This is a genomic window from Brevibacterium sp., assembly GCF_022712115.1.
GTDB lineage: Bacteria > Actinomycetota > Actinomycetes > Actinomycetales > Brevibacteriaceae > Brevibacterium > Brevibacterium salitolerans.
This window is the reverse complement of sequence record NZ_JALAHB010000203.1, coordinates 24,464-45,532: the sequence shown is the minus strand read 5'-3', so window position 1 is coordinate 45,532 and position 21,069 is coordinate 24,464. Positions and strand designations below refer to the sequence as shown.

The 21,069-nt window shown below is 70.7% G+C and carries 17 protein-coding genes; 4 read left to right on the top strand and 13 right to left on the bottom strand.

The window, feature by feature from the left end; genetic code table 11:
* From Q0A33_RS11690 to Q0A33_RS11680, 3 genes are all read left to right on the top strand, one after another.
* A partial coding sequence (locus Q0A33_RS11690) for a transketolase C-terminal domain-containing protein (RefSeq protein WP_291796697.1) occupies positions 1-789 on the top strand: 789 nt, incomplete at its 5' end.
* Complete coding sequence (gene tal, locus Q0A33_RS11685; protein ID WP_291796694.1) at positions 786-1,901, top strand: transaldolase; 1,116 nt, start codon at positions 786-788, stop codon at positions 1,899-1,901. The genes Q0A33_RS11690 and tal, both read left to right, overlap by 4 nt.
* A 14-nt stretch (positions 1,902-1,915) precedes the next feature.
* Positions 1,916-3,637, top strand: coding sequence for a glucose-6-phosphate isomerase (locus Q0A33_RS11680; protein ID WP_291796691.1), 1,722 nt, complete (start codon positions 1,916-1,918; stop codon positions 3,635-3,637).
* 101 nt (positions 3,638-3,738) lie between these two features.
* Here Q0A33_RS11680 and secG read toward each other — a convergent pair whose 3' ends face one another.
* The 13 genes from secG to Q0A33_RS11615 form a co-directional block, all read right to left on the bottom strand.
* Positions 3,739-3,984 carry a preprotein translocase subunit SecG gene (gene secG / locus Q0A33_RS11675; protein WP_291796688.1) on the bottom strand — a complete coding sequence of 82 codons (246 nt, stop codon included), beginning with the start codon at positions 3,982-3,984 and terminating at the stop codon, positions 3,739-3,741.
* A gap of 8 nt (positions 3,985-3,992) precedes the next feature.
* Positions 3,993-4,799 (bottom strand): triose-phosphate isomerase, encoded by an 807-nt coding sequence (gene tpiA / locus Q0A33_RS11670; protein ID WP_291796685.1) that lies wholly within the window; start codon positions 4,797-4,799, stop codon positions 3,993-3,995.
* Between the two features lie 5 nt (positions 4,800-4,804).
* Positions 4,805-6,028 carry a phosphoglycerate kinase gene (locus tag Q0A33_RS11665; RefSeq protein WP_291796682.1) on the bottom strand — a complete coding sequence of 408 codons (1,224 nt, stop codon included), beginning with the start codon at positions 6,026-6,028 and terminating at the stop codon, positions 4,805-4,807.
* Positions 6,029-6,066: 38 nt separating this feature from the next.
* Positions 6,067-7,071 carry a type I glyceraldehyde-3-phosphate dehydrogenase gene (gene gap, locus Q0A33_RS11660; RefSeq protein ID WP_291796679.1) on the bottom strand — a complete coding sequence of 335 codons (1,005 nt, stop codon included), beginning with the start codon at positions 7,069-7,071 and terminating at the stop codon, positions 6,067-6,069.
* A gap of 73 nt (positions 7,072-7,144) precedes the next feature.
* The gene (gene whiA / locus Q0A33_RS11655) at positions 7,145-8,128 is read right to left on the bottom strand and encodes a DNA-binding protein WhiA (RefSeq protein ID WP_291796676.1); all 984 of its coding nucleotides are present in this window, start codon (positions 8,126-8,128) and stop codon (positions 7,145-7,147) included.
* A gap of 61 nt (positions 8,129-8,189) precedes the next feature.
* Entirely contained in the window at positions 8,190-9,230 is a 1,041-nt protein-coding gene (yvcK, locus tag Q0A33_RS11650; RefSeq protein ID WP_291796674.1) for a uridine diphosphate-N-acetylglucosamine-binding protein YvcK, read from the bottom strand.
* Between the two features lie 5 nt (positions 9,231-9,235).
* Complete coding sequence (gene rapZ, locus Q0A33_RS11645) at positions 9,236-10,129, bottom strand: RNase adapter RapZ (protein WP_291796671.1); 894 nt, start codon at positions 10,127-10,129, stop codon at positions 9,236-9,238.
* Positions 10,119-12,035 carry an excinuclease ABC subunit UvrC gene (gene uvrC / locus Q0A33_RS11640; protein WP_291796668.1) on the bottom strand — a complete coding sequence of 639 codons (1,917 nt, stop codon included), beginning with the start codon at positions 12,033-12,035 and terminating at the stop codon, positions 10,119-10,121. Before uvrC ends, rapZ begins: the two co-directional genes overlap by 11 nt.
* Entirely contained in the window at positions 12,022-14,919 is a 2,898-nt protein-coding gene (gene uvrA, locus Q0A33_RS11635) for an excinuclease ABC subunit UvrA (protein ID WP_291796665.1), read from the bottom strand. The genes uvrC and uvrA overlap by 14 nt, the downstream gene beginning before the upstream one ends.
* 127 nt (positions 14,920-15,046) lie before the next feature.
* Positions 15,047-16,054 (bottom strand): alcohol dehydrogenase catalytic domain-containing protein, encoded by a 1,008-nt coding sequence (locus Q0A33_RS11630; RefSeq protein ID WP_291796662.1) that lies wholly within the window; start codon positions 16,052-16,054, stop codon positions 15,047-15,049.
* Positions 16,054-17,784 carry a thiamine pyrophosphate-binding protein gene (locus tag Q0A33_RS11625; protein WP_291796659.1) on the bottom strand — a complete coding sequence of 577 codons (1,731 nt, stop codon included), beginning with the start codon at positions 17,782-17,784 and terminating at the stop codon, positions 16,054-16,056. The genes Q0A33_RS11630 and Q0A33_RS11625 overlap by 1 nt, the downstream gene beginning before the upstream one ends.
* A 50-nt stretch (positions 17,785-17,834) precedes the next feature.
* A complete protein-coding gene (gene dctP, locus Q0A33_RS11620) occupies positions 17,835-19,166 on the bottom strand; it encodes a TRAP transporter substrate-binding protein DctP (RefSeq protein WP_291796656.1) in 1,332 nt (443 codons plus the stop codon).
* A gap of 66 nt (positions 19,167-19,232) precedes the next feature.
* The gene (locus Q0A33_RS11615; protein ID WP_291796653.1) at positions 19,233-20,033 is read right to left on the bottom strand and encodes an SDR family oxidoreductase; all 801 of its coding nucleotides are present in this window, start codon (positions 20,031-20,033) and stop codon (positions 19,233-19,235) included.
* A 141-nt stretch (positions 20,034-20,174) separates the two neighbouring features.
* Here Q0A33_RS11615 and Q0A33_RS11610 point away from each other — a divergent pair, with 141 nt between their 5' ends.
* Positions 20,175-21,068: a helix-turn-helix domain-containing protein gene (locus Q0A33_RS11610; protein ID WP_291796650.1), complete on the top strand. Its 894-nt coding sequence runs from the start codon at positions 20,175-20,177 to the stop codon at positions 21,066-21,068.
* The last annotated feature ends 1 nt before the right edge of the window (position 21,069 follow it).

The following is a 21,069-nucleotide window of genomic DNA, read 5'->3' as shown; positions in this document are numbered from 1 at the left end:
CTCATCTGCACCGGCATCGCCCTGCACGGTCCCACCCGCCCCTACAACGGCACCTTCCTCGTGTTCAGCGACTACCAGCGCCCGGCCGTGCGGCTGGCGGCGCTCCAGCAGGTGCCCAGCGTCTTCGTCTGGACGCACGACTCGATCGGCGTGGGCGAGGACGGCCCCACGCACCAGCCGGTGGAGCACGTGAGCTCGCTGCGCGCGATCCCGGGCGTGGACGTCGTCCGCCCGGCCGACGCCACGGAGACCGCCGTCGCCTGGGCCAAGGTGCTCGAGCGCACCGACGGCCCCTCCGGCCTCGTGCTCACCCGTCAGGGCGTGCCGGTGCTGGACCGCACGGTGCTCGCGCCCGCCGCCGAGGCCCGCCGGGGCGCCTACGTGCTGGCCGACGCGGTGAACGAGTCCACCGGCCTGCCGGACGTGCTCCTCATGGCCTCCGGATCCGAGGTGCAGCTCGCCCTCGCGGCGCAGGGGACGCTCGCGGAGTCCGGTGTGCACGCCCGTGTCGTCTCCGTGCCCTGCATGGAGTGGTTCGAGGCCCAGCCGGCCGAGTACCGCGAGTCCGTCCTGCCGGCCGCGGTCGCCGCCCGCGTGAGCGTGGAGGCCGGCACGGCGCAGAGCTGGTACCGCTGGCTCGGCACCCACGGCGTGCCCGTCTCGCTGGAGCACTTCGGAGCCTCCGCGCCGGGCGCGGAGCTGTTCGAGCGGTTCGGGTTCACCCCGGCCGCGGTCGTCGACGCCGCGCGGGCCTCGCTCGACGCCGTCGCGGAGAGGAGCCGGTCATGAGCACACCGCTGGAGCGCCTGAGCGCCGCCGGCGTCTCCGTCTGGCTCGACGACCTCTCCCGCTCGCGACTGGACTCGGGCTCCCTCGCGGAACTCCTGGAGACCCGGTGCATCGCGGGCGTGACGACGAACCCCACGATCTTCGCGCAGGCGATCTCCCAGGACCCGGCGTACGGGCCCCGCCTCGCCGAGGCCGTGCGCACGGCCGGGCCCGAGGCCGGCGCGGAGGAGCTCATCGATCTCCTCACCGTCGCGGACGTCCGCGACGCCTGCGACGTGCTCCGCGGGGTCCACGAGCGCACCGACGGCGTGGACGGCCGCGTCTCCCTCGAGGTCTCCCCCGCCCTCGCCCATGACAGCGAGGGCACCATTGAGGCGGCGAAGCGCCTGGCCGCGGCGGTGGACCGTGAGAACGTCATGATCAAGATCCCCGCGACCGAGGCCGGGATCTACGCGATCCCCCGCGTCCTCGAGGCCGGCATCAGCGTCAACGTCACCCTGGTGTTCAGCCTCGACCAGTACCGCAAGGTCGTGGAGGCCTACCTCACCGGCCTCGAGCGGGCCCGCGAGCACGGCGCGGACCTCTCACGGATCGCCTCCGTCGCCTCGGTCTTCGTCTCCCGGGTAGATGCGGAGATCGACGGCCGCCTCGACGCGCTCGGCACGGAGGAGGCCCGCGCCCTGCGCGGCGGCGCGGGCCTCGCCAACTGCAGGCTCACGCACCGCGTGCAGTCGCAGGCCTTCGGCTCCGAGCGCTTCCGGGTGCTGGCCGCGGCCGGTGCACGGATGCAGCGGCTGCTGTGGGCCTCGACTGGCGTGAAGGACCCGGCCTACCCGGACACCCTCTACGTGTCCGGGCTCGTCACCCCGGACACCGTCAACACGATGCCGGAGAAGACGCTGGAGGCCTTCGCGGACCACGGCGAGGTCCCTGCGGACACCATGCCCGGCTCCTACGCCGCGGCGGATGCGCACTTCGATGCGCTGGCGGGCCTGGGCATCGACTACGCCCAGGTCATGGAGAAGCTGCAGGCGGAAGGGCTGGAGAAGTTCTCCGCGAGCTGGAGCGAACTGGTGGACGTCGTTGCGACGCGGCGTTCGGACTCGGTCTGAAAGGAGTGAGCGCGATGAGTGCGACAGTGGGGTTCCCCGCTCCGGAGGAGCACAGGGCGGAGCGCGGCAGGATGATCGCGGAGAAGCTGGCCTCACGGCTCGCGGCGCGGGACACCGGCCTCTGGGGCCCGGGCACGGCGCGGACGGCTGAGCACCGCCTCGGCTGGACGGACCTGCACACGCGCTCGGCAGGCCTCGTCGAGCAGATCGACTCCCTCCGTGAGGAGCTGGCCGCCGAGGGCGTCGACCGCATCGTCCTCGCAGGCATGGGCGGCTCCTCCCTGGGCGCCGAGGTCATCGCCGCCTCCCACGGCGCCGAGCTCGCCGTCCTCGACAGCACGGATCCGCTGTCCGTGCGGGCCGTCGTGGAGTCCGCGGACCTCGCCCGCACCGCCCTCGTGGTGGGCACGAAGTCCGGGACGACGATCGAGACGGTCTCCGCCGCCTCCGCCTACGCGCAGGCGCTGCGGGGCCTGGACATCGAGCCCACGGAACGGCTCATCGCCGTGACGGATCCGGGCACCACCCTCGCGGAGCAGGCTCTCGAGGAGGGCTGGCGCCGGGTGTTCCTCGCGGATCCGGACGTGGGCGGGCGCTTCAGCGTGCTCGGCGCGTTCGGCCTGGTGCCCGCCGGCCTCGCGGGCGCGGACGTGGCCCAGGTCGTCGCAGAGGCGGCCGCCGTCGCGGAGGCGCTCGCCGAGGACGGCGAGGGCAACCCGGCGGTCGAGCTGGCCTCGGCGCTGTCCGCCGCCCATGCCCGCAGCATCCGGATCCTCGCCGTCGCCGCCACGGACCCCGCCCTCGAGGCCCTGCCCGCCTGGCTGGAGCAGCTCGTGGCGGAGTCCACGGGCAAGGACGGGGCCGGCGTCCTGCCCATCGCCTGCGAGTCCGTGCACGCCGCGGGCTTCGCCGATGCGGACGCCGGCACCGGCATCTGCTTCCTCGGCGAGGCGCTCGGCGAGCATCAGCCGGTCTCCGGCGTCGCGGTCTCGTGCGAGGCTCCCCTGGGTGCGCAGTTCCTCATCTGGGAGACCGCGACGGCGCTGCTGGGGGCCGCCATCGGCGTGGATCCCTTCGACCAGCCGGACGTCGAGGCCGCCAAGGCACGGGCGCGGGAGATCCTCGCGCGCAGGACGCAGGCGGCCGCGGGGAGCCCGGAGACCGGCGGTGACGCAGACGGCGGGGCAGCACCCGCCGAGGCCGCCCAGGAGCCCGCGCCGTTCCTCGTCGAGGGCGAGGTCGAGGTGTACGCCTCCGTCCACCTCATCGACGACCTCGAGCTCCACGAGCGCACGCTGTCGGGTCTGCTCGGTGCGATCCTGCCCGAGCGCGACGACGAGCGCTACCTCGCCGTCTGCGCCTACCTCAGCTCCGTGCACGACGCCGAGGCCGCGCGACTGCGTCCCGTCCTCGCGGACAGGGCCGACGGCGCGCCGGTGTCGTTCGGCTGGGGTCCGCGCTATCTGCACTCCACGGGCCAGCTGCACAAGGGCGGACCGGACACCGGTTCCTTCCTGTTCGTCACCGCTGCGATCTCCGCCGAGGACGATCTGGCGGTGCCCGGCGCCGGGTTCGGCTTTGGCAGCCTCATCTCCTCGCAGGCCGCGGCCGATGCGGATGTGCTGGAGGGCCTGGGACGCCGTGTCCTGCGGGTCCGGCTGCGTGAGCGGGACGAGGGTCTGCAGCAGCTGCTGGCAGCGGCCGCCGGAACCTCGCCCGAGCGGGTGGGCGAGTAGGCCGCAGGGCGGACACGCGAGAGGCCAGGAGGGACACGTCCCTCCTGGCCTCTCGTTCTGCGGCATTCAGCCCGTGCGGCACTCAGCTCATGTGCGGCGGCTCAGCCGGCGAAGCGCACCGAGACGCCCAGCAGCACGATGCTGGCGACCCAGATGATCGCCACGAGCGTCGTGAAGCGGTTGAGGTTGCGTTCGGCGACACCGGACGAGCCCAGCGAGGAGCTCATGCCGCCGCCGAACATGTCGGACATGCCGCCGCCCTTGCCCTTGTGCATGAGGATGAGCATCGTGAGGAAGACGCTGGTGAGGACGAGAATCGCCGTGAGCGTCCAGTTGAGGATCTCCATAGTGCCCTTCAGTCTACCCGGTGTGCGGCGGTGATCAGCGACGCGAAGCCGGCCGGGTCGAGGCTCGCGCCCCCCACGAGGGCACCGTCCACGTCCGGGACCGCCACGATCTCCGCGACGCTCTCGGCCTTCACACTGCCGCCGTAGAGGATCCGCGTGGCCTGGGCCGCGGGAGCGCCCAGCAGGGTCTCGAGCCGGCCGCGGAGGGCGGTCGCCATCTCCCCGGCCTCCTCCGGCCCCGCGGTCTCGCCGGTGCCGATCGCCCAGACCGGCTCGTAGGCCAGCACCAGACCGGGGACGTCGTCTGCGCCGAGGCCCTCCAGTGCGGCGTCCAGCTGCGCGAGGACGACGGCGACGTGGTCGCCGGACTGCCGGGACTCGAGCCCCTCCCCCACACACAGCACCGGGGCGAGCTCGTGCCGGACGGCCGCGAGGATCTTGCTGCGGACGAGCGCATCGTCCTCGCCGTGGTGCTCGCGCCGCTCCGAGTGGCCCACGAGCACGTACTCGCAGCCCAGCCGGCGCAGGAACTGCCCCGAGACCTCACCGGTGTAGGCCCCGGAGTCGTGCGCGGAGAGGTCCTGCGCACCGTAGGACAGCGCGAGCTTGTCCCCCTGCACCAGGGTCTGCACGGAGCGGATGTCCGTGAAGGGCGGCAGCACGGCCACCTCGACCGCGTCCAGGTCCACCTTCGCATCCCGCAGCGCCCAGTCGAGCTTCTGCACGAGGGTGAGCGCCTCGAAGTGATCGAGGTTCATCTTCCAGTTGCCCGCGATGAGCCGCCTGCGGCCGCCGGCCGTCTTCGTCGTCGCCATGCCGCTCAGCCCTCCAGCACGTCGAGGCCGGGAAGCGTCCGGCCCTCGAGGAACTCGAGGCTCGCCCCACCGCCGGTGGAGATGTGGCCGAACTGGTCGTCGGAGAAGCCGAGGGTGCGCACGGCGGCGGCGGAGTCTCCCCCGCCCACCACCGTGAGCCTGCCGGCCTCCGGGCCGCCGTGGGCGGTGGTGAGGGCCTCGGCCACGGCACGGGTGCCCGCGGAGAACGCGGGGAACTCGAACACGCCCATGGGCCCGTTCCAGAACACCGTGCGCGCGGCCGTGATCCGCGCGGCGAACGCCGCGGCGGTCTCCGGACCGATGTCCAGGCCCAGCGCCTCGGCGCCGCCGGGGGTGGACTCGAGAGCGTCCGCCGGCGCGACCCAGTGCTCCGCGTCCGCGGCGAACGAGGCGGCCATCACGATGTCCGTCGGCAGGAGGATCTCCACACCGCGTTCGGCCGCCTTGCGCAGGTATCCGCGAGCGGTCTCCAGCTGATCGGACTCCACGAGGCTCCTGCCGATCGCGTGACCCTGCGCGGCGAGGAAGGTGAACGCCATGCCCCCGCCGATCGCGAGCGTGTCCGCCCGCTCCAGCAGGCTGTCGATGACCCCGAGCTTGTCGGAGACCTTCGACCCGCCCAGCACCACCGCATAGGGCCGCGCCGGGTCCTCGAGGAGGCGCGTCGAGACCTCGACTTCCGCGCTCACGAGGTCACCGGCATAGGCCGGCAGGCGGGTGGCGATGTCGTACACGCTCGCCTGCCTGCGGTGGACGACGCCGAATCCGTCCGAGACGAAGACGTCCGCGAGCTCCGCGAGCTGATCGGCGAACTCACCGCGCTCCGCATCGTCCTTAGAGGTCTCGCGCGGGTCGAACCGGAGGTTCTCCAGGAGCACGATCCCGCCGTCGCCGAGTGCGGCGACCGCAGCGTGGGCCTGCGGTCCCACGGTGTCCGCGGCGAAGGCCACCTCGCGGCCCACCGCCTCGGCCAGCGCCGGCGCGACGGGTGCGAGCGAGAGCTCGTCGACGACCTGCCCCTTGGGCCGGCCGAGGTGCGCGACGACGATCACCCGGGCACCGGCCTCGGCCAGCCGCCGGAGCGTGGGCGCCGAGGCCGTGATGCGGCCCGGGTCCGTGATGCGCCCGGCGTCCATCGGGACGTTGAGGTCGCTGCGGACCAGGACGCGCCTGCCCGCGAGCGGCCCCGCGCTCTCAAGAGTCTTCATTCGGTTCCCTTTCGGTGTTCGGTGCGGCCGGTCCGCTCTCAGCGCAGCTGCCGGCCCACGTGGGCGGCGAGATCGAGGAGGCGGTGCGAGTAGCCCCACTCGTTGTCGTACCAGGCGATCACCTTGAGCTGCTCGCCCACCTGTTCGGTGAGCGTGGCGTCGATGATCGCGGAGTGGTCGTCCATGACGATGTCGGAGGAGACGATGGGGTCCTCCGTGTAGCCGAGGATCCCGGCGAGCGGGCCCTCAGCCGCCGTGCGCAGCGCCTCGTTCACCTCCGCGGGAGTGGTGGAGCGCTCCGGCACGAAGGTGAGGTCCACGAGCGAGCCCGTGGGCACGGGCACGCGGATCGCCATGCCGTGCAGGCGGCCGGCGAGCTCCGGCAGCACCTTTCCCACGGCACCGGCCGCGCCCGTCGTGGTGGGGACGATGTTGACCGCCCCGGCCCGCGCGCGGCGGAGGTCCTTGTGATTGCCGTCGACCAGACGCTGGTCGCCGGTGTAGGCGTGCACCGTGGTCATGAGGCCGGAGGCGATGCCCACCGTCTCGTGGAGCGTCTTGGCGACGGGCGCGAGGCAGTTGGTGGTGCACGAGGCGTTGGAGACGACCCGGTGGCGAGCGGGATCGAACTCCGACTCGTTCACGCCCATGACGAACATGCCGTCCACGCCCTTGCCCGGCGAGGACATGATGACCACGCCGGCTCCGGCCTCCAGATGGGCCGAGGCCTGGTCCGCGGACCGGAAGCGTCCGGTCGACTCGATGACGACGTCGACCCCGTACTCGCCCCACGGGATCTCCGCGGGCACCGACTTCTCGAACGCCTGCACGTGACGGCCGTCGACGATGAGCGAGTCCTCGTCATGGCTCACCTCCGCGTCGATCCTGCGCCAGACGGAGTCATAGGTGAGCAGGTGTGCGAGCGAGGCGTTGTCCGTGAGGTCGTTGATGGCGACGACCTCGACGTCCGGGGACGTGAGCGACTGGCGGAAGAAGGATCGGCCGATGCGTCCGAAGCCGTTGATGCCGATGCGGATGGTCATGCGTGTGCTTCCCTCCTGAGGCGACGTGCGGAGCGGGTGGCCCCGCGCTCCCATCCTATCGAGACGGGGTGCCTCAGTTCTCCTCGAGCATGTCCGGCGTGACGAACGCATCCGTCCCGGCGATGCCCAGCTCCTCCGCGCGCTTGTCCGCAGTCGCGAGCAGACGGCGGATCCGGCCGGCCACCGCGTCCTTCGTCATCACGGGATCCGCGAGCTGGCCGAGCTCCTCGAGGGAGGCCTGCTTGTGCGTCATGCGGAGCGCGCCTGCATAGCGGAGGTGCTCCGGCACGTCGTCGCCGAGGATCTCCAGCGCCCGCTCGACCCGCGCGCTCGCCGCCACGGCCGCCCGTGCCGAACGGCGCAGGTTCGCGTCGTCGAAGTTGGCCAGCCGGTTGGCGGTGGCCCGGACCTCGCGGCGCATGCGGCGCTCCTCCCAGACGAGCACGGCCTCGTGCGCCCCCATCCGGGTGAGCAGGGCGGCGATCGCATCCCCGTCGCGGATGACCACGCGATCGGTGCCGCGGACCTCGCGCGCCTTGGCGGTGATGTCCAGCCTGCGCGCCGCACCCACGAGGGCCAGCGCCGCCTCCGGGGCGGGACAGGTGATCTCCAGCGCGGCGGAGCGCCCGGGCTCCGTGAGCGAACCGTGGGCGAGGAAGGCGCCCCGCCAGGCGGCCTCGCAGTCCGCGGCGGTGCCGCCCACGATGGCGGACGGCAGCCCGCGCACCGGCCGGCCGCGGGCGTCCAGCAGCCCGGACTGCCGGGCCAGCGAGGCACCGTCGCGCGTGATCCTCACCACGTAGCGGCTGCCCCGTCCCCGGGCGCCGCCGGAGATCACCACGATCTCCGCGACCGGGCCGTAGAGCGAACGGATCTCCGCGCGGAGACGACGCGCCGCCGCCGCGGTGTCCAGCTCCGCCTCCACGAGGACCGCAGAGCCGGAACGGTGGAGCGCACCCGCGAAGCGCAGCATCGAGGAGACCTCCGCCCTCCGCGCCGAGATCCGCGTCACCTCGCAGCGAGCGAGCTCGTCCTTGACCGCAGCCGTCAGCGCCATGTTCGCCTCTCGTCTCCCCACTTCATGAGCCTCACCACCGGTCCGGGACGGAACCCGGCCCTCACCACTGGTCCTCCTCGAGCAGCCCCGAGTCCAGCAGCATGTCACGGTAGCAGGCCGCCAGCTTGAGGCTGTCATGCTGGCGCGGTCTGCGCGAGGTGAGCGGGTGGGTGCGCAGATGGGCCCCGAACAGCGATTCCGCGATCTCCGGGAGGGCGGGCTCCTTGGCCGCCGCCACGGCGTCCACGAGCACGTAGTCGAGTGTGAGCGCCGGCGCGTGCAGGTGCAGCGACTGCAGGTGGTCCACGAGGGTGAGGTCCGCGGTCTCCCCCGGCGCGGCGCCGAGGTTGAGGGTGAGGCTCTTGAGCGCGGTGGAGGCGCAGATCGCCTCGGCCAGCTCCGGCACCAGCAGGTGCGGCATGACGGAGGTGTACCAGGATCCCGGGCCCAGGTTGAGCAGATCCGCCTCCTGCACGGCCTCGATCGTCTCCGCCCGCGCGGGCGGGGCACCGGGGACGAGCCGGACCTGGGCGACCCTTCCCGGCGTCGTCGCGAGCACGGACTGCCCCCGGATGACCGTGACGGGTCCGCCGTCCGGCGGGTGCACGTCCGCCTCGATGGTGAGCGGCACGGACGACATCGGCAGCACCCTGCCGTGGGCCCGCAGCAGCTGGGCGATCCAGTCGAGCCCCTCGACGTGGTCGTCGTTGATCTGCCACAGCGCGGCGATGAGGAGGTTGCCCACGGCATGGCCGTCGAGGCTGCCCGAGGACGTGAAGCGGTGCTGGATGACGTCGCGCCACACGCGCCCCCACTCGCCGTCGTCGCAGAGTGCGGCCAGCGCCATGCGCAGGTCGCCCGGCGGCAGGCCGCCCATCTCCTGCCGGAGGCGTCCGGAGGAGCCTCCGTCGTCCGCGACCGTCACGACCGCCGTGAGCGAGTCCGTGATGAGGCGGAAGGCGCGCAGGGCGGCGTAGAGCCCGTGGCCTCCGCCGAAGCTCACGACCCTGGGCTCGGAGCCGCGTCCGGCGGCCCTGCCGCGGAGCGAGAGCGGCAGCTCCTCCGTGGTCGGGGCCCCGCCGGCCTCGTGCTGAGCGGTCATGGCGCTCACTCCCTTCCCAGATCCCGGTGGCGGACGGTGACACGCGCCGGCGTCTGCTCGCGCAGACGCCGGCCGAGCTCCTCGGCCATCGCGACCGAGCGGTGCTTGCCCCCGGTGCAGCCCACCGCGATCGTCGCGTAGCCGCGGGACTCGCGGAGGTAGCCCTCGATCGCGATGCGCAGCGCCGCGGTGTAGTGGTCGAGGAACTCGCCCGCACCCGGGTCCGCGAAGACGAAGTCCGCCACCTCGCGGTCCGTGCCGTTGAAGGGCCGCAGATGGGGCACCCAGTGGGGATTGGGCAGGAAGCGCACGTCCGCGACGTGGTCGCCGTCCTTGGGCACGCCGTTCTTGAAGCCGAAGCTCATGACGGTGAGCCGGAGCGTCTCCGCGTCCTCCGAGCTGAAGGCCTGCCGGACCTCCCGGCCGAGCTCGTGCACGTTGAGCTCCGAGGTGTCGATGACGACTCCGGCACGGTGCCGGAGGTTGTCCAGCGCCTCCCGCTCCGCCGCGATGCCGTCGAGCAGCGTCCCCTCGCCCTGCAGCGGGTGCGGGCGGCGGACGGACTCGAACCTCTGCACGAGCACGTCGTCGCTCGCGTCGAGGAAGAGGACGCGGACCATGATGCCCTGTTTGAGGTACTCGTCGACCGCGTGGTCGAGATCCGTGCGCTGCGTGCTGCGGCCGCGGATGTCCGCCACGACCGCCACCTTGGGCAGCGCTCCGTCGGCACGGCCCACCAGCTCGAGCAGCGGGGCGATCATCTGGGGCGGCAGGTTGTCCACGACGTACCAGTCGAGGTCCTCGAGCACGCGCGCCGCCGTGGTCTTGCCGGCGCCGGACATGCCCGTCACGAGGAGCACGTCCACCTGATCCGGTCTCGTCTCGTTCTCACTCGTCACTCTCGGACTCCTCTCCCCCGGGCTGGGCGCCGCCCGCCTGTCGCTGCGCGCCGTTCAGCTCTCGCTGAATGGTATCCGCCAGGCTCGGTCCCACACCCTTCACCCGCTGCAGCTCCTCCGGTCCCGCGCGGCGGATGCCGGCCACGGAGCCGAACTCCGCCAGGAGGGCCTTCCGCTTCGCCGGTCCCAGTCCCGGGATCGAGTCCAGCGCCGAGGCCGTGCTCGATCTCCCGCGCCGCTTGCGGTGGTAGGTGATGGCGAACCGGTGGGACTCGTCGCGCACGCGCTGGAGGAGGTAGAGGCCCTCGGAGCCGCGCGGGAGCACCAGCGGGAAGTCGTCGCCGGGCAGCCACACCTCCTCGAGCCGCTTGGCGAGCCCTGCGACCGCGATCTGCGCGAGGCCCAGATCGTCGAGGGCGCGCCGCGCCGCGGCCACCTGCGGCGGGCCGCCGTCCACGAGGAGCAGCGAGGGCCGGTAGCCGAACCTCTCGTCCGGCTCGTCCGAGGCCAGTGACTCGAGGTAGCGGGTGAACCGGCGGGAGACCACGTCGTACATGGAGGAGGTGTCGTCCCGCGCGGCCTCGCCGCGGACGGCGAAGTGCCGGTAGTCGCGCTTGACGGGCAGACCGTCCTCGAACACCACGAGGGAGCCCACCACGTCCTGGCCGCCCGTGTGCGAGTTGTCGATCGCCTCGATCCGCAGCGGCGGCTCCTCCAGCCCCAGATGCTCCTGGATCTCCTTGAGGGCCTCGCTGCGGGTGGTGAGGTCCGACGCCCTCCGGGTGCGGTGGAGGGTGAGGGCCTGCTCCGCGTTCTGCCGGACCGTCTCGAGGAGCGCGCGCTTCTCCCCGCGCTCCGGCACGCGCAGATCCACGCGGCGACCGCCGCGGCGGTCCCACAGCCAGTCGCTCAGGCTCTCGGGCTCCTCCGGCAGTGTGTCGACGAGGACCTCCGGCGGCACGGCCTGCGGATCCGCCTCGCCGTAGGCCTGACGCAGATAGTCCGCGGCGAGGCTGGCCGGGGTGGAGTCCTCGAGCCTCTCGACGATCCAGCCGCGTTCGCCCCGGATGCGCCCGCCCCGCACGTGGAAGACCTGCACGGAGGCCTCGAGGTCGTCGAAGTGGACGGCGAACAGGTCGCAGTCGGCGTTCATCGACAGGACGACGGCGTTCTTCGCCAGCACCTTCTCCAGTGCGGCGATCTCGTCACGCAGACGCGCGGCGGTCTCGTAGTCGTAGACCTCCGCCGCGGCGGCCATCCGCCGCTTCCTGTCCGTGATCATGGTGCCGGTGTTCCCGGACATGAAGTCCGTGATGCCGCGCACCAGCTCGCGGTGCTCCTCCTCGCTCACCTGCCCCACGCAGGGGGCCGAGCACTTGCCGATGTAGCCCAGCAGGCACGGCCGGCCGCTGCGTTCGGCCCGCTGCAGCACGCCCTTGGTGCACGTGCGCACGGGGAACACCTTGAGCAGGAGGTCGAGGGACTCCCGGATCGCCCAGGCCTGGCCGAATGGACCGAAGTAGGTGATGCCCGGCTTGCGCCTGCCGCGGGTGACGAAGACGCGCGGGTACCGGTCCTTCGAGGTGATGGCCAGATACGGGTACGACTTGTCGTCCCGGAACATCACGTTGAAGCGGGGGCTGAACTCCTTGATCCAGGTCCACTCCAGCTGGAGCGCCTCCACCTCCGTGCCCACCACGGTCCACTCGACGGAGGCGCCGGTGTGGACCATCCGGAAGGTGCGGGGGTGCAGGTTCGCGGGGTCCGCGAAGTACGAGTTCAGGCGCTGCCGGAGGTTCTTCGCCTTCCCCACGTAGATGACGCGGCGGTCCTCGTCGCGGAAGCGGTAGACGCCCGGCGACGTGGGTATCTCGCCCGTGCGGGGCCGGTACTCACTCGGATCCACCGGCCGCCCTCCGCTCGAGGAGCTCGGCGAGGTAGCGCCCCGTGTGGCTGGACTCCACGCGCGCCACCTCCTCCGGAGTGCCCTGTGCGATCACCTGGCCGCCGCCGCGGCCGCCCTCCGGACCCATGTCGATGATGTGGTCCGCCGCCGCGATGACGTCGACGTTGTGTTCGATGACGATGACCGAGTTGCCCTTGTCCACGAGACCCTGGAGCACCCCCAGCAGCCGGGAGATGTCCTCGAAGTGCAGACCGGTCGTGGGCTCGTCGAGCACGTAGACGGTGCGGCCCCGGGTGCGCTTCTGCAGCTCCGCCGCGAGCTTCACGCGCTGCGCCTCGCCGCCGGAGAGGGTGGTCGCGGGCTGTCCCAGCCGGACGTAGCCCAGCCCCACCTCGTTGAGTGTGCGCAGGTGCCGGGAGATGGCGGGCACCGCCTCGAAGAACTCCGCGGCCTCCTCGATGGGCATGTTGAGGACCTCCGCGATCGACTTCCCCTTGAAGCGGGCGTCGAGCGTCTCGCGGTTGTACCGCGCGCCGCCGCACACCTCACAGGGGACGAACACGTCCGGCAGGAAGTTCATCTCGATGCGGATGGTGCCGTCGCCCTTGCAGTTCTCGCAGCGTCCGCCCTTGACGTTGAAGGAGAAGCGCCCCGGCTGGTAGCCCCGGATCCGCGCGACCTCCGTCTCGGAGAACAGCCGGCGGATGTGGTCGAAGACCCCGGTGTAGGTGGCCGGATTGGACCGCGGGGTGCGGCCGATGGGCGACTGATCGACGTGGATGACCTTGTCGAGGTGCTCGAGGCCCTTCACCGACTTGTGTCGGCCAGGCACGCGCTTGGCGTTGTTGAGCTTGTTGGCGAGCTCCGTGTAGAGGATGTCGTTGACGAGGGTCGACTTGCCGGAGCCGGACACGCCCGAGACCACGGTGAGGACCCCCAGGGGGAAGTCGACGGTGAGGTCCCGGAGGTTGTTCTCGTTGGCCCGCACGACGGTGAGCGTCCGCTCCCTGTCCAGCGGGCGGCGCGCGGCCGGCAGCGGGATCCGACGCCGGCCCGCGAGGTAGTCGCCGGTGAGGGACTTCTGCTCGTCCGTGAGGCCCGCCACCGGTCCGGAGTAGACGATCTCACCGCCGTGCTCACCGGCGCGCGGGCCGATGTCCACGATCCAGTCGCCCGCCTCGATGGTCTCCTCGTCGTGCTCGACGACGATGAGGGTGTTGCCCAGGTTGCGGAGCTTCAGCAGCGTCTCGATGAGGCGGCGGTTGTCCCGCTGGTGCAGGCCGATGGACGGCTCGTCCAGCACGTAGAGCACGCCCACGAGGCCGGAGCCGATCTGCGTGGCGAGCCGGATGCGCTGCGCCTCTCCGCCGGAGAGGGTGCCGGCGGTCCGGTCCAGGCTGAGGTAGTCGAGGCCCACGTCGAGGAGGAACTGCAGCCGCGCGGTGATCTCCTTCATCACCTGGGCGGCGACCTGCGCGTCCCGCGAGGAGAGTTCGAGCCCGGTGAGGAACTCCGCCGCCTCGTCGATGGGCAGGGAGGAGACCTCCGCGATGGACCTGCCGCCCACCGTGACGGCCAGGACCTCCGGCCGCAGACGGGCACCGTGGCAGACGGGGCAGGGCACCTCCCGCATGTACGCCTCGTAGCGTTCGCGCGAGGAGTCCGACTCCGTCTCCTCGTGCTTGCGGAGGATGTACTGGTAGACGCCCTCGAAGCCGGTGGAGTAGGTGCGCTCGCGGCCGAACCGGTTCTTGAACTTCACCTGGACCTTGTAGTCCTTGCCCTCGAGCAGGGCCTTCCGCACGGGCGCGGACAGGTCCTTCCACGGAGTGGTGAGATCGAAGCCGAGCTCGTCGGCCAGGCCCGCGATGATGCGGAGGAAGTACTGCGAGACGTTCTTGCCCGCCGACCACGGCGCGATCGCGCCCTCCGTGAGCGAGAGGTCGTCGTCCGGGACCACGAGCGATTCGTCGACGCTCAGGCGGGTGCCGATCCCGTCGCACTCCGGGCAGGCGCCGAACGGCGAGTTGAAGGAGAAGGTGCGCGGTTCGATCTCGTCGAGGACGAGGGGGTGGTCGTTGGGGCAGCGCAAGTTCTCCGAGAACGTGCGCACCGTGCCGTCGTCGACGAGCTCGACGTCGATGCGCCCCTCCGCTGCGGCGAGTCCGGTCTCCACCGAGTCCGTGAGGCGCTGGTGGACGCCTGAGCGGATGACGATGCGGTCCACGACGACGGAGATGGAGTGCTTGTACTGCTTCTTGAGGACGGGCGGATCGTCGAGCCTGATCTGCTCGCCGTCGACCACCGCGCGGGAGTAGCCCTGCGAGAGCAGGGAGGAGAAGAGATCCTTGAACTCGCCCTTGCGCTCGCGGACGAGCGGGGCCAGCACCGCGATCCGGGTGCGCTCCGGCAGCTGGAGCAGCGAGTCCACGATCTGCTGCGTCGTCTGCTTCTCGATGCGCTCCCCGCACGTGGGGCAGTGCGGGACTCCCACGCGCGCCCACAGGAGGCGGAGGAAGTCATGGACCTCGGTGATGGTGCCGACGGTGGACCGGGGGTTCTTCGAGGTCGACTTCTGGTCGATGGAGACCGCCGGGGACAGTCCCTCGATGAGGTCCACGTCCGGTTTGTCCACCTGCCCCAGGAACATGCGGGCGTAGGAGGAGAGGGATTCGACGTAGCGGCGCTGCCCCTCCGCGAAGATGGTGTCGAAGGCGAGCGAGGACTTGCCGGAGCCGCTCAGCCCGGTGAACACCACCATCGCGTCCCGGGGAATCGTCACGGACACGTCTTTGAGATTGTGCGCGCGTGCACCCTCCACGCGGATCGTGGGAGCGTCGGGATGAGGGAGCACCGCTGCTGCGGAGGTCGTCTGCGAAGTCACGCCCCCACTCTAGTGAAGGGCACGGACACAGGACCCCCACCGTGACCGAGCCCACGGCGCACCGGGACCCACGCGCCCTCACCTCCCCGTGAGCGGGCTGTCCGAGACTCTGCCTCCGGGGGCATTCCTATGGCCGGACCACGCACTTGCCCAACAGGCCACCGGCGCGGAGCCGGTCAAAGGCGCCCTGGACATCCTCGAGCGGAACCGTATCCGTCACCAGCGACTGCAGGACATCCGCCTCGGCGAATAGGATCCGAGAGGCCGACTCCGCGTCGGCGAGGGTAGCGGAGAAGGAGCCGATCATCGTCAGCTCGCGTGCCATGAACTGCAGGGCATCCAGCGTGGGCGCAGCCTTGTAGGCCGCCACCAGGCAGATCCGGCCGCCGCGTTCCACCCCCTGCGTCACCGCGTGGTCCAGCACGGGCTGCGCCCCGGCGCACTCGAAGAGGCAGTGCACCGGTTCCTCCGGCAGGGAGGTCAGGATGCGCGCCCCCGGCAGCAGCTCACGGAGCAGAGAGGTCTTGCCCTCGTTGCGCTCCACCACCGTCACCCGGGAGAACCCGAACCGCAGCAGAACATATGCCACCAGCAGACCGATGGGCCCGGCACCGGCCACCTGCACCGGAAGAGAGCGCTCCTCTCGCAGCACCTCCGACTTGTGCACCGCACGCACCGCCACGGCCAGCGGTTCCAGCAGGGAGGCCGCGGTGCTGGAGACGCCGTCAGGCACCACGCACCAGTCCGGCACGGCAGCCGCCTGCACCACGACCTCATCGGCGAACCCAGCGGCGTAGTTCCCGAACCCGCCGGTACACCGAGTCTCCTCGCCCTGCCGGCATTGCACGCAGGTCCCGCAGCTGCCGAAGGGCAGCAGCACCGCACGCCTCCCCTGCCACTGCGGGTCGGTGCCCGGCCCGGTCTCCACCACCTCGGCGACCACCTCGTGTCCGAACGGGGTGGTCGCGGGGATCCGGCCGAGGCCGGCGAACATCCCGTCGGAGCCACAGATGCCGCAAGCCTCCACACGGGCCCGGAGCTCGCCGACGCCCAGGACCGGACGCGGCACCTCCGTGAGTTCGAGTGCTCCTGGGCCGGCGATCCGCACCGTGCGCACGGTGTCGGGGCGGTTCATCAGGCCTGCTTCCTGAAGTTCTGGTAGTAGGGGATGACGATCTCATCCTCCGCATCGACATCGCCGAGCATCCGCAGCGTGGTGGGGTGCACCACGTCAGGGTCGATCTCCAGATTCAGACAGGCGGGCAACCCCGAGTCGAGCGCGCGCCGCATGGCCGCGGGGATCTCCTCCAGGGTGCGCACCCTCTCGCCATATCCGCCCAGGGCCGCGCAGACCTCGTGGTAGTCCGTGTCGGCCAGCTCGCTCACCACCACTCCGCGTTCGCCGTAGACCGCTTCCTGACCGTGGACGGACATGCCCCAAACGGTGTTGTTGAACACGACTGTGACGATGGGGAGCCCATGCCGGACCATGGTGTCGAATTCCTGGAGGTTGAAGCCGGCAGCACCGTCACCGGTGATCACGACGGTGGGCCGACCGGTCGCCGAATGTGCCCCGATGGCGAAGCCGGGGCCGATGCCCAGGCAGCCGAGATAGCCGAGGCGGAGGACATCGCCAGCGTTCTCGGAGGTGACATGGTAGGAGGCCCACGAGGCGTTCTCAGCCCCGTCGAGCACGAAGGTCGAGCCGTTCGGTGCGGCGTCCACCACCGCCTTCGCCGCGTGGTAAGGGTGCATCCGACCGCTCTGCGTAGTCGAGTCCGCGAACTGCGCCGCATGCGCGGCACGTCCCGTCTGCACCTGCTCCAGCCAGGCGGCGCGCTCGCCGGCCGTCGGCCGCCCGACAAGCGCCTCCGCGAGCTGGACGAGTACGGCACGGCTGTCTGCCACCACCCCCAGCTCCACATCGGCGATCCGACCGATCTCCGCGGCATCCTGATCGACCTGGAACACCCGCGCACCGGGGAACAGCGATGCCCGCCCGCCGGTGAACATCCCCTGTCGTTGGCCGAGCACCAGCACCACGTCAGGTGCCTGCCCCGCCGCGACGCATGCCAGCAGTGTGGAGAGCCCACCGGCATGGAGCGGAGAGCTCGAGGGGATGACCCCTTCGGACTTGTTCGGGGTGAGTACCGGGATCTGCAGGGCCTCGGCGAGCGCCCGCAGCTCCTCCTGCGCACGCGGAAAGCTCACTCCGCCTCCCGCCACGATGAGCGGGCGCTGGGCCTCGCAGAGGGCCTGTGCGATCTGCTCGACCTGTGCGGGAGCAGCGTGGCCGCCCGAGGCGACGGTGCCCACTGCGGGGAACCGCACCTCGGTGACCGGAGCGGTGTCGAAGAGCACATCGATGGGGATCTCGAGAAGGACGGGGCCGGGTACCCCACCCTTCGCCTTCGCCACTGCGAGGGCGAGGATCTCCGGAATCCGCCAGGGATGCGTCACCCGGTAGGACCACTTCGTCATCGGCGCGGCCACTGTGATCTGGTCGATCCCGCCCTGCAGAGGGTTGGTCTCCGTCTCCCGCAGCGGCGGGGCGCCCACGATCGCGATCATCGGCACCCGGTCGAGGTAGGCGTTGCCGATAGCGGTCACGGTGTTGAGGAAGCCGGGCCCCGAGGTCGTGACGGAGACGCCGGGCTCACCGGTCACACGGGCATAGGCATCCGCGGCGTGTCCCGCCGAGGCCTCGTGCCGGGTGTCCAGCAGGGTGACGCCGTGGTCGGCGCACTCCACGAGGAAGGCGTCGAGATGCCCTCCGTGCAGGGCGAATACCGTGGTGAGGCCGAGGCGGTGGAGGGAGTCGGCGAGCAGGGAGCCGCCGGTGCGCTGGTCTGAGGACGTGTGCATGAGAACTTCTTCTCCTGAATCTTGAGGTGCAGGCCGTGCGAGAAGACAAATCATTCCGGCCGGTGGGCAGCAGCGACCTCCTCGCCGTAGACGGAGTAGAAGTCTCGCAGGTAGCCGGAGCTGGCGAGGTCGGTGAGGTCGCCCTCATACCAGTCGGCGAAGTCCGCGTATGTGCCCGCGTCCGTGTAGCCGAGGTCTCCGGCGGTGTCCGCCCACCGGCTCTGTGCCTCCTCGTGGCGCTCCAGGTAGGCGGCCCCGTCGAACGCCGAGGATGCCTCAACCTGTGCGAGCACCTCGGCGTTGACTTCCTGCAGACGGACGTCGGCAGCTGGATCGAGCTGCAGGAACTCGCCGCCGGCTTCGCCCACGGCCTCGAGAGCGTCACGCGCATAGAGGTAGTACCCCTGGTGCTGATCGACGGACCAGTCCGTCATCTGGTCGAACACCAACTGGCGGACAGGGAGCGGCAGGTCCTCCCAGGAAGAGCCCGCGAGGACGGCAGTCGGTCCCAGCACGAAGTTGGTGGTCACCGGGAGAGTCACATAGGGGGCCACGTCGAGCACCCCCATTCCCAGATGTACGGTCATTGCGGTGAAGGAGCAGTCGAGCACTCCCCTCTGCAGCGCGTCGAAGACCTCCGTGTAATCGATGCTCACGGGAGTCGCGCCAAGTGCCTCAAGCTGGGCGATCTGGGTCTCCGAGCTGGCAAGGATCTGCTTGCCCCTGAAATCGTCGACCGATTCCACCGGCTCCTTGCATGCCAGCGCGGTGGCACCGCCGGGCACATGCGGGATCAGCGGGGTGAGGCCCTTCTCCTCCAGTTCCGTGTGCACCTCCGGAGTGTTCCAGGCGGTCTCCGCCATCGCTGCGTGCGAGGCCAGCTCACCGGTGAGCGGGGACGGCGAGCCATCGACGGATGACTCTGCGACGGCGTTGAGCACCGGATAGAGCTTGGGCTCGTAGCTGAAGCTGAAGGACGCCATGTCGAGACGTCCGTCGGCGAGGGCGTCGTCGACCTCCGCGGTGGGCGCGATCGCACCGGCCCAGTTGACGTCGACGGTGACGATGCCTCCGGAGAGCTCTTCGACCCTCTCCGCCATCGCCACCTCCCGCTGGCCGAAGTACCGTTCAGGACCCGTCGCATTGCTCTGGTAGGTCAGGGAGATAGGTTCGAGATCCTGCAGAGCTGCTTGGTACTCCTCGGCGGAGGCACCATACGACACGCCTTCGGCAGCGCCCTCACCGCCGGCTCCGGTACTGAGCGAGCCGGCGCACCCCGCAAGCAGCAGCGCTGTCACGCTGAGACCGGCAGTAGTGGCGACTGTCCGGGACGGACGGGACGAGCTGGGCGGCCAGAAGCGGGTGGGAGCGGTGAGCGTCATCGCTGGTCTCCGATGTACAGGTGCCTGAGGCGGCACAAAGAGATGAATGGGAAAGGAAAGGCGCAGTCAGCGCGAGAGCTTGGCCATCACGTCCGGGTAGCGGCGCAGATGCGCTCCCCCATTGACGTCGAGCACCTCACCGGTCATCCAGGAGGAGGCGTCCGAAGCCAGGAACAGGGCGACCTCCGCGATGTCTTCGACGGTGCCGTTGCGACCGAGCGGGGTGTTGTCCGTGAACTCCGCCTGGATCTCCGGCACCGAGGTGAGACCGGTGACCAGCGGCGTCTCCACGAGCCCTGGCGAGATGGCGTTCGCTCGGATGCCGCGGGGTGCGAGTTCGAGCGCCGCGACCTCGGTGAGCATCGTCAGGCCCGCCTTCGCTGCGCAGTACGCTCCGAATCCAGCCGCCGGCTGACGGGCATTGAGCGAGGCGATACTGGTGAGCGTGCCGCCGTCGGCGAGGGCACGACCCGCATGTTTGGCCACCAGGAATGCACCGGTGAGGCTCACCTCGAGGACGGTTCGCCAGCTCTCCAATGGGTAGTCGATCAACCTGCCCGGGATATTCACTCCCGCGCAGTTGAGGACCGAGTGCACGGTGTCGTGCTTAGCGAACAGCCTTTCGAGCGTGAGTTCTTCCGCCACGTCTGCCTCAGCCCACTCCGCACCACGGCCCAGCTGCTCGGCCCTGGTACGAGCGCCCTGGGCGTCTCGGTCTGCGATCACAACTCGCGCACCGGCCCGGACAAACCGCTGAGCAGCGCCCCAACCGATCCCGGAGGCGCCGCCGATGATGACGGCCCTTCTGCCTGCGAGCACCTCGGACTCTGCCATGTCCTGTGGAGCCGTCTTCTGTGGGTCAGTCATATCCGTCTGCCTTCTGCGATCTCCGTTGATCGCGCAGTCCGATGAACCTGTTACGAACCTAAAGGGTGGGAATATGCATGTCAATAGTGGCACTATGCCACCCTCTACGATGAGGGGCACACCTACAGATGGGAGCAGACCATGGCTCGCCGCTCACCGCAGACCGAACGCCTCACGGAGACGATCGAGCTGCTCGCGTCGACCGGCCGCACTGGCCGCACGCTTGCAGAGCTCGCCCGCCATTTCGGCGTGGACAAGGCGACCCTCCACCCGATGCTCACCGAGCTGACCCGAGTGGGATGGCTGACCAGAGACCCTCGTGCCAAGACCTACCACCTCGGGCCGCGCCTCGTACCGATCGGCGATGCGGCGAGGGACGCGTTCGACCTCGTCGAAATCGCGCGTTCCCACACGCTTCCCCTTTCAGAAGAACTGCATGCGACCGTGCTCACCTTCACACGCTCTGGCGAGAACATCGTGCTGGCAGACATCACCGGCGCGGGCCACTCGGCGCATGGCGGGCGTCCGCCGGCGATCGGCATGCGCACCGGCGACGTCCTCGCGTTCCGGCCTCCGCTCGCCGCTCCCTTCGTCGCCCATTCCGAGGAGGAGGCCGAATCCTGGCTGGCCCGGTCCCCGGACGGTGAAACCGGTCGCGCACACCTGCGCAGCGTGCTGGCTGCAATTCGGATGAGGGGGTTCGGCGTCGAACAGTTCGTCCCCGCACCAGAAGGCCTCGGCGAGATCGTCGAACGGCTGGCCGGGGACCTGTACGGCTCCGCGCGTGCGACGCACCTGATCCAGGATCAGCTCGATCGGTTCGGCAGCGCGTTCGCGGTGGCGGAGATCGAGCCGCAGCGTGAGTACTGGCCGCTGACCGTCAACGCCCCGGTCATCGACTTGGAGGGCCGCGCCGTCATGTGCCTGTCCGTGACAGATCTGCGCGGCCCTCTCAGCGGTAGCCAGCTCACGGAGATCGGTCAACAGGTTGCAGAGACTGCCGCTCGGCTCTCCGCCGCTGCCGGGGCGCGCTGAG